Origin of the sequence: Nocardioides iriomotensis, assembly GCF_004168035.1 — a bacterium.
In the GTDB taxonomy this organism is placed as follows: Bacteria; Actinomycetota; Actinomycetes; order Propionibacteriales; family Nocardioidaceae; genus Nocardioides_B; species Nocardioides_B iriomotensis.
Map to the genome: position 1 here is coordinate 1 of NZ_SDPU01000044.1, position 1,012 is coordinate 1,012.

The following is a 1,012-nucleotide window of genomic DNA, read 5'->3' on the forward strand; positions in this document are numbered from 1 at the left end:
GTTGTAGTGCTCGAGCCAGGGGGCAAGGGCGGCGAGTCGGGCGGCGTTGGTGGTGAATGGCTGGCGATAGGCCCACTCGGTGGCCAGGGTGCGGTTCAGACGTTCGACTTTGCCGTTCTGCCAGGGGCAGTGCGGGCGGATGAACTTCTGGACGGCGCCGAGGTCGGCGACAACGCGCTTGAGGTCGTTGGAGTGGCGGTAGGCGAAGGCGTTGTCGGTCATGACCCGTTCGATGCGGGTGATGCCTTTGGTGGCGAAGTAGGCGGCGGCGCGTTCGAGGAAGGCCGCGCAGGTCTTGCCGGTCTCGTCGGGCAGGATCTCGGAGTAGGCCAGCCGGGAGTGGTCGTCGACGAGGGAGTGGACGTAGTCGTAGCCGATCTTGGCGCGCTTGTGGGCTCCGGTCCTGCTCATCTCGCGACCGTGGGCTTTCCAGCCGCCGCCGTCGGGGATCTTGCCGAGCTTCTTGACGTCCATGTGCACCAGCTCGCCCGGCTTTTCGCGTTCGTAGCGCACGGCGGTCTGCTTCGAGGAGCGGATCACCGCCCCGGTCATCGGGTCGCACTCGCGCAGGTAGGGCACGGCGTGGCGGCGCAGGATCCGTGACACCGTGCGGGCCGGCACCCCGACCTTCGGCCCGAGGACGTCGGGGCCATCGCGGTGCTCCGCGCGGGCGGCCAGCACCTTCTGCTCGACCTCGTCGCTGGTCCTGGTCGGCGTCGCGTGCGGCCGTGAGGACCGGGTCACCAGTCCGGCCTCGCCCTCGGCGTCGTAGCGGTCGATCCAGATCTTGACGCACTTGCGGGAGACACCCATCGCGGCGGCGATGTGGGCCTTCTTCCAGCCGGCCTGGTGGCGTTGCACGATCAGCAGCCGACCATGAACGGTCAGCCGGGCACTACCGTGGGACACGAGAACCTCCGGGTGGGAGTGGGCCTTAGACAAGCCACATCCCATTCGGGGGTTCTCGTTCGTTCAAGCAGGCGCGCTGCTACCAACCTCGTGGCCGGGTACA

The 1,012-nt window shown here is 68.1% G+C and carries 1 protein-coding gene; it reads right to left on the reverse strand.

Going from position 1 to position 1,012, the window contains the following annotated elements; all coding sequences use genetic code 11:
* A partial coding sequence (locus tag ETU37_RS22890; RefSeq protein WP_129989805.1) for an IS481 family transposase occupies nt 1-909 on the reverse strand: 909 nt, incomplete at its 3' end.
* Between the last annotated feature and the right edge of the window lie 103 nt (nt 910-1,012).